This is a genomic window from Carboxylicivirga mesophila (assembly GCF_018271975.1).
Lineage (GTDB): Bacteria > Bacteroidota > Bacteroidia > Bacteroidales > Marinilabiliaceae > Carboxylicivirga > Carboxylicivirga mesophila.
Map to the genome: position 1 here is coordinate 1 of NZ_JAGUCN010000047.1, position 6,396 is coordinate 6,396.

At 37.9% G+C, this 6,396-nt stretch carries 6 protein-coding genes; 1 reads left to right on the forward strand and 5 read right to left on the reverse strand.

What is annotated here, in order from left to right; genetic code table 11:
* Positions 1-279: 279 nt before the first annotated feature.
* Positions 280-999 (forward strand): 2-C-methyl-D-erythritol 4-phosphate cytidylyltransferase, encoded by a 720-nt coding sequence (locus KEM09_RS21545; protein ID WP_212231964.1) that lies wholly within the window; start codon positions 280-282, stop codon positions 997-999.
* A gap of 82 nt (positions 1,000-1,081) precedes the next feature.
* Here the strand turns inward: KEM09_RS21545 and KEM09_RS21550 are convergent, their stop codons facing one another.
* From KEM09_RS21550 to KEM09_RS21570, 5 genes are all read right to left on the reverse strand, one after another.
* Entirely contained in the window at positions 1,082-1,687 is a 606-nt protein-coding gene (locus tag KEM09_RS21550) for a hypothetical protein (protein ID WP_212231966.1), read from the reverse strand.
* A gap of 57 nt (positions 1,688-1,744) precedes the next feature.
* The gene (locus KEM09_RS21555) at positions 1,745-2,128 is read right to left on the reverse strand and encodes an ASCH domain-containing protein (RefSeq protein WP_212231968.1); all 384 of its coding nucleotides are present in this window, start codon (positions 2,126-2,128) and stop codon (positions 1,745-1,747) included.
* A complete protein-coding gene (locus KEM09_RS21560; protein ID WP_212231970.1) occupies positions 2,106-3,638 on the reverse strand; it encodes a PIN domain-containing protein in 1,533 nt (510 codons plus the stop codon). The genes KEM09_RS21555 and KEM09_RS21560 overlap by 23 nt, the downstream gene beginning before the upstream one ends.
* A complete protein-coding gene (locus KEM09_RS21565; protein WP_212231972.1) occupies positions 3,635-4,690 on the reverse strand; it encodes a hypothetical protein in 1,056 nt (351 codons plus the stop codon). The genes KEM09_RS21560 and KEM09_RS21565 overlap by 4 nt, the downstream gene beginning before the upstream one ends.
* A 690-nt stretch (positions 4,691-5,380) precedes the next feature.
* On the reverse strand, positions 5,381-5,758 hold the full coding sequence (locus KEM09_RS21570; protein ID WP_244825160.1) for an HU family DNA-binding protein: 378 nt from the start codon (positions 5,756-5,758) through the stop codon (positions 5,381-5,383).
* Positions 5,759-6,396 lie beyond the last annotated feature (638 nt).

Sequence of the window (6,396 nt, forward strand, 5' to 3'; positions counted from 1 at the left end):
GGACTGGATAGATTTAAATTAAAATACGAGGGTTATAGACTAGCCATGAGTATATTAAACAATAATAATGGTAAAGGGTAGCTTGGTGAAGGGGGATGAGTTGTTCAGATTCATGGTAAGAAGGTAGCCGGGGGATTGACACCTCATCAGACACGCCACCCAACAGTAACCTCAACACAAGCTAATTCAATCAAAGCCATAAAAAACCCTTGTGTTATTAACAAAGGCACATTAAATTTGACGCAGGGAGAAAATTAAAAACTTTGACCCCATGGACGAATGACAAACTATGCTATTATTGTTGCCGGTGGCAGCGGCACACGTATGGGAAGCGCCATTCCCAAACAGTTTCTTGAGATTAACGGTCTGCCGGTTTTAATGCACACCATTAACACCTTTCACAATTTCGATGCTTCGCTACAACTAATACTGGTACTGCCCGAGGACCAGATTGTTTATTGGCAAGACTTGTGTCAAAAGCACAGGTTCAGCGTGGCGCATGCCATCACACCTGGGGGTGCTACACGCTTCGAGAGTGTGAAGAACGGCTTGCAACTGGTGAAAGAGCCGGCCCTGGTGGGTATACACGATGGGGTACGGCCATTTGTGTCGCCCGATACCCTGAAACGCTGCTACCACCATGCCAAGGCCTTGGGCAATGCCATACCGGTGCTGGATGCCTTTGAGTCCATCCGGCAGATTGAAGAGGACTGCAGCAAGGCCCTCGATCGCTCAACCATTAAGCTGGTGCAAACGCCACAAGTGTTTCATACCGACTGTCTGCTTCCGGCCTATAATCAACCTTATACGCCCCTATTTACCGACGACGCCTCGGTGGTGGAAGCCTATGGCAGAACCATTCACCTGGTGGCCGGCAACCGCGAAAACATAAAGATTACCACCCCCTTTGACCTGGTGCTGGCCGAAGCCTTTATTAAAGCCGGCTTTGAAGAAAGCAAGGAAGAGGAGGAAGACGAGGTACCTATGAATAATGCCTGACAGACACTTGTCAGATTAATTAACCGTACAACTGAAAAGGCGAATAGCTTGCTGTTCGCCTTTTTGTGCTGACAATTGTGACCTACTTCTCCAGCACCTCTATGGCCTCTTTATACAGCCCCGACAAGCTTATTTCCTGACCGGTTAACTCACGTAGCCGCAATTGCAGCTGCACCAGGGTGCGGTCTAGTTTGGTAATGTCGTTGGACTCGGCAGCGAACAGGTAATCTAATAGCTGGATGGTGGTGCGATCGAGTATAATGGCCTGTAAATCGTATACCAGGGTAAGCTGCTGGATGGTTTCAAAATCAAACTCGGTGATAATGCCGGTGGCCCTGGCCGATTCCCAGGCGGTATTGGTCAGAAAGGCATCTATCAGCACTTCATTGTTGGTGAGCACCCCCAGGTTAAGGTAATCGTATTGCTGCAGCTCGCTTTTCAGGCTGTCGGCCTGGCCCTCAATAACGCTGGTGAGACGCTGCTTAATGGCAGTATGCTTCACCTGCCAGTTGGCCAGTATGGCCTGGTTAGCGCGCAGCTCCTTAAGGATGCTTTCCTGTGCAATGGTTTTCTTTTGATGCGTGCGGTAGTCGTCAAACGACTGATTAATAAACAGGGCAAAGAGCACACTAAAAACAATGAGCAGTCCTTCGCCAATGTACTTTTTAAGGTTGGGGTTTATTTTCATAGATACGTTGTGGGTGGGCTATTCTTAACCCATACATGCTCTTTTAAAGTCAATATATTAAACAGCACGGTCATTAATATACATAAAGGATTGAGGAGGAGATGCATTGAAGTCTTCTTTTATGCATAATGATTTCTTATATTTTTTTGTCTTCTTTATTTTAATAGCATATCCTTTCTCTTTATTACGAAAATAATCAAAAAAGAAATTCTCTGTAATGCCTGAGAAATCCTTTGTTATGCTCCATAATCGCTGCAAGTCATCATTCAATATTGAATCTATCTCAAATTCACCAATAACTCTTTGAACTGGAGAAGAAGCATATACCACAACTGTTTTCACATTTTTGTTCTTAAAAACAGAACGTCTGAATTCAAATTTTTTAGTTCCCTCAAATATTTTCTCCGCAAATTCTGGTTTAATCGATAATAATACTCTCATTTGTTTCTGTTTCTTGCAATATTAACTCAAATTGTTCCCTAGATATTCGTTTGAGACCCCTCAACTCATCTTTTGTTCCTGCAATGACACCTAATTCCAAGAGTCTTTGCCTGTTAATTCTTTTTCCTGTTGGAAAGGAGTGAGTATACAAAAAATTTATAATAAACGGTCTATATCTTGGATTCCAATTCCAGTATTTTTTTAATTCAATATCAGAAAAAATACTCCGCTTCCGACATTTTAAGATGAAATCATTCTCATCTATAATATCGGTGATTTTTCCTTCTGCGATCGCAATGGTCGTAATTACACTACTATAATATGCCGACCTATCTTTTGCGGCAGTCCTATAAAATACTATTATATCCCCTTTGTTAATATTTCTCTCAATAGACCTAGAAATATATACCTTACTAATTGCATTTCGATGCGGTTGATTCTCGACAAATTCATATGGGGATTCTGTTGTTAAGATAGAATCAGGTAAAAGTTCTGTATGATAATCCGGATAAATTGGGATCATAAAGATATTAGAACTCTTTGATATATATGGGAATGATAATTTTGGATTATCTGAAATAAACCTTGGTGTGAAATCTCTAACATAAACCAATTCATCGCCATTATCAGTCGATTTTGAACCATGCAACTTAAATCCCCAATCCTCTAATAAATTTATTAAACGCCTCTGTTCTTCCCTCTTCTCAAAAATTGTCACATATATTTCTTCCACCTTATATTGAATCGCATTGTCAAAGATTATTTTCATAAAACGTTCACCCAGACGAACACCATTACTTATTACTTTAAAGGTTCCTATTTTTAACCTTTTCTTAGGGGAGAAAACGGGAGTTAAATCAGAATAGTTTTCTTCCTTATCTTCAACTTTTAGAAATAAAAATGATAATATATTACCTCGATTAATCGTAACATATGCTGTTTCATCAGACTTTTTTAGAAACCATTTATCAAAACCATTATAATCCTCTTTAAAACTATCAAAGAAGGAATCATTTAGATTTATTTCACCAAATAATTTCTTTGTCACAGATAAGACCTTGTAATCAACCAAATCTGGATTTTCAGATACAACTTTCTCTAAAAATGAGTCAATCTTAAAAACCCTATCAGCAATTCCAAGCAATTCAGCTTTCTTATGAATCTTCTTATCTTCAGTAATTAAGAATTCTACTCTTTCACTAAAAACTTCATTTAATAGGATTGTATCATTTTTATCATTTTGATTTACATCAATTTTGTCTGAAACAGCAATCACTTCAGGCCTTAAAGGCGTTGTTGTTTTTAAGACCTCATAACTTTCCAGCTTAATACTAAGAGTATCAACGGTTTTTTGATTACTGTTTTTTTCAATTTCCTGCACTGTTACTGGGTGTACACACTTAACATACTTACCCTTATCAAGCCACCTGAACAGAACCCCAATATCAACATTTAAAATCCTACTGGCTTCTCTATGTATTACAATATTTGTATCTAATAACGCTCTCATTTCTTAGTTTTTGTGCTTCTAAGTGATATAAAAGTTGAAACAATTCTAGGCCAAGTAAAATAACCTACAATTAATAATCCTATAAAAATTGACAGATATACTTCAAAAGGAAGATTTTGCCATAGTTCTTTTGAAAAGAAGCTTGCATGGTATTTTTCTCTAATGGTAGGAATTAGCAGTAATATTGCACAGACTAAATTTACTAATACCGCCAAAGCAAACTGCCCTGGACCAATTCGCTCTTTTGAAAAGATAGAAAAGAAAGCATAACTATCCTGTCCTTTCTTCTTATTAAAAACAACTACTAATTCATCTTTCTTTACACGATTATCACCCAAATACTTTTTAAATGAATCAAACTCCAACGTTCTAATATTCCTTAATGTACTTGTATCGAAAAAAGTTAAATCATAAGAATTGGGCAAAATATTAAATGCAAAACAAGAATTAATACGGCACAGTCTCAACTCCTCCAAATCAATGTCCGCCTCTTCCGGTAGATTTCTTCTTTCATTTAATTTCAAATCATAAATAATAGTTGATCTACTAATCCCTGTTTTCCTAGTAGAAAGAAAATTAATTTTTGGCTCGATATAGAAGCGAAAATATAAACTCGTATCATCAATTTTATTTAACTTTTTTAAATTCCTCAAGTTAATCTTTACCGTAACTATCTTCTCTGAGTGATTTAAAGAAGATTCAATTGGGATAATACAGAGAGGATTACGAGTCTCAAATTTTTGAATGACACCATTTCTTTTTTGTCCTCCATCTAAAAACACATGACCAGAAACTGAATCATTAAAAATAAATCGGCTATTCTCTGACTCCTTAAGTTTGTCATAAAGGTCATTAATTACGTGATTATTTGAAATCCATGGAATATAAAACTTTAAAATAATCTCTTCTTGATTTAAATCAAACGCATTTTTGATTTCTCCACCGAACTCAATTAATGCAGAATTATTTTTGAACTCCCATGTGCAAATATGAAATCGCTCTAACTCAATTTTGCTTTGCTTTTCAGTAAAAATGAAGTAATTGTTTCCCATGCGTTTATACTATATTTCGTGTATGTAATGGTTATAATTGCACACTTGATAATTATACGATTGTATACCAACATTTGCTCCCTATATCAAAACAAGTTGCCACACATCATCACGCACTTCCGCACGCCACCCTAAATTATCCTTACTATTTACCGCCCCTGTTATCGACTCTCATACTCACCAGGCAGTGAGGGGCAGCTGTTTTCCGATTAGCAAATGCTAAAATAGCCTTTTCGCTTAGAAATACATTATTATGTTGATAGAATATTGGTATGCATTGAGCAATGGGGGAAAAACAGAGGTTAGGGTTGTGGGTTTAGAGTTCCGGGTTTTGAATTTAAAGTTGAGGAGTTGAGTGTTGAAAAGTTGAGAATGGGGCTGGTTGCTTATGCGTTTGTTAGCACTGTGCCCTAATCACTGATTATCTGCCTCTTACCATCTTACAAGCTAAAAAAGTAACTCTATGCAAATCGTTTCATCTAAAAAGGTTAAACCTTTTGGTCGCTTCCCTTAAACCTTTTCACCTAAAAGGTTTAAGCTTTTGGGGCAAAAGGTTTAACCTTTCCAGCGTAAAGGCTTAACCTTTTTACTGCTTTCCTTAAGGGCTTTTTACCAAAGGGTTGAAAGCAAAAGCATCCTGCCAGCCATAGACTGCAACAGGATGCCATTTTGTACAGTTTGCGAACCTAATTATTCCTTTTCAAATTTGGTTTGCGTCATTTTCTCTTTGAGCTCAACAGCCGGACGAAATCCAACGCTAACAGCCGAAATGTTATTAACAGTGGCGTCGGCTTCGTTTTCAACACCTTCGCTTTTAACACGAATGCTCAAAGTACCAATTTCGTTGAGGGCCACATTATACCCTTCGGTAAGGTAGTCGCCAATCATATCGCTTAAGATGGTTAATGCCGAGCGCACATCGGCTTTACTCAGCGATGTTTCACGTACTATCCTTTCTTCTATCTTAGCACGGCTAATGGTGCCTTTGCGGATAGGTTGCATGTAAAACTTCGACTCAGTTCGGTTTTGTGGGTTGATTTTCGACACCACTTTACACTTAATACTCATTGTAAGTAATCATTAATATTCTATCTTGCAAAAGCTCCGCCGGCTTCCTCTCCCCATCCGCGTGTGCAAACCTGGTAGGTTGATGACCAGCCGGCGGTTTACTTTCGAAGACTTATGATAAAAGTAGTTGTCTTTAGCCATTTGTGAATAAACCGGCTCCCATAAAATCCAATAAATTTGTTTAACTGCACACTACTACTGATAAACGCATTGTTTTACAGGATAAACCAACTACCTGCTTGCGTGTACTAGCTTGAATAAATGCACGTTAAAGAGATATTCAGTTTAGCAGATGCTGGTATTTACTTTGTTTGATTGAGGCTAAAGTGGGGTTGTAGATGGACATAATGTTTAATAAGCGTCCTTAAGCCGGACGGGCTGCTTCTTTTTGCTTGATAACAAAGAAGCCAAAAAATCAAGACTGCGTTACAGGGGTATAAGACTACCTTTCTCGTGGGTATCTCTCAACAGAGAATCTTCGTCAATCAATCCCCCTGTTTCTTATATAGAAAACACTTCTATAACTCATCCCCCTTCGCCAAGCTACCCTTTATACGCTTTATTGTTAAGCGGAATGATTTTATATAAAGGATTGATAATGAACGAATAAAGTGCTCATATTATTTCATAAGCAATGT

Bases quoted from the DNA above. Each gene is read 5' to 3' on its own strand.
- KEM09_RS21545 (WP_212231964.1), top strand. From the start codon at position 280: ATGACAAACTATGCTATTATTGTTGCCGGTGGCAGCGGCACACGTATG.
- KEM09_RS21550 (WP_212231966.1), bottom strand. From the start codon at position 1,687: ATGAAAATAAACCCCAACCTTAAAAAGTACATTGGCGAAGGACTGCTC.
- KEM09_RS21555 (WP_212231968.1), bottom strand. From the start codon at position 2,128: ATGAGAGTATTATTATCGATTAAACCAGAATTTGCGGAGAAAATATTT.
- KEM09_RS21560 (WP_212231970.1), bottom strand. From the start codon at position 3,638: ATGAGAGCGTTATTAGATACAAATATTGTAATACATAGAGAAGCCAGT.
- KEM09_RS21565 (WP_212231972.1), bottom strand. From the start codon at position 4,690: ATGGGAAACAATTACTTCATTTTTACTGAAAAGCAAAGCAAAATTGAG.
- KEM09_RS21570 (WP_244825160.1), bottom strand. From the start codon at position 5,758: ATGAGTATTAAGTGTAAAGTGGTGTCGAAAATCAACCCACAAAACCGA.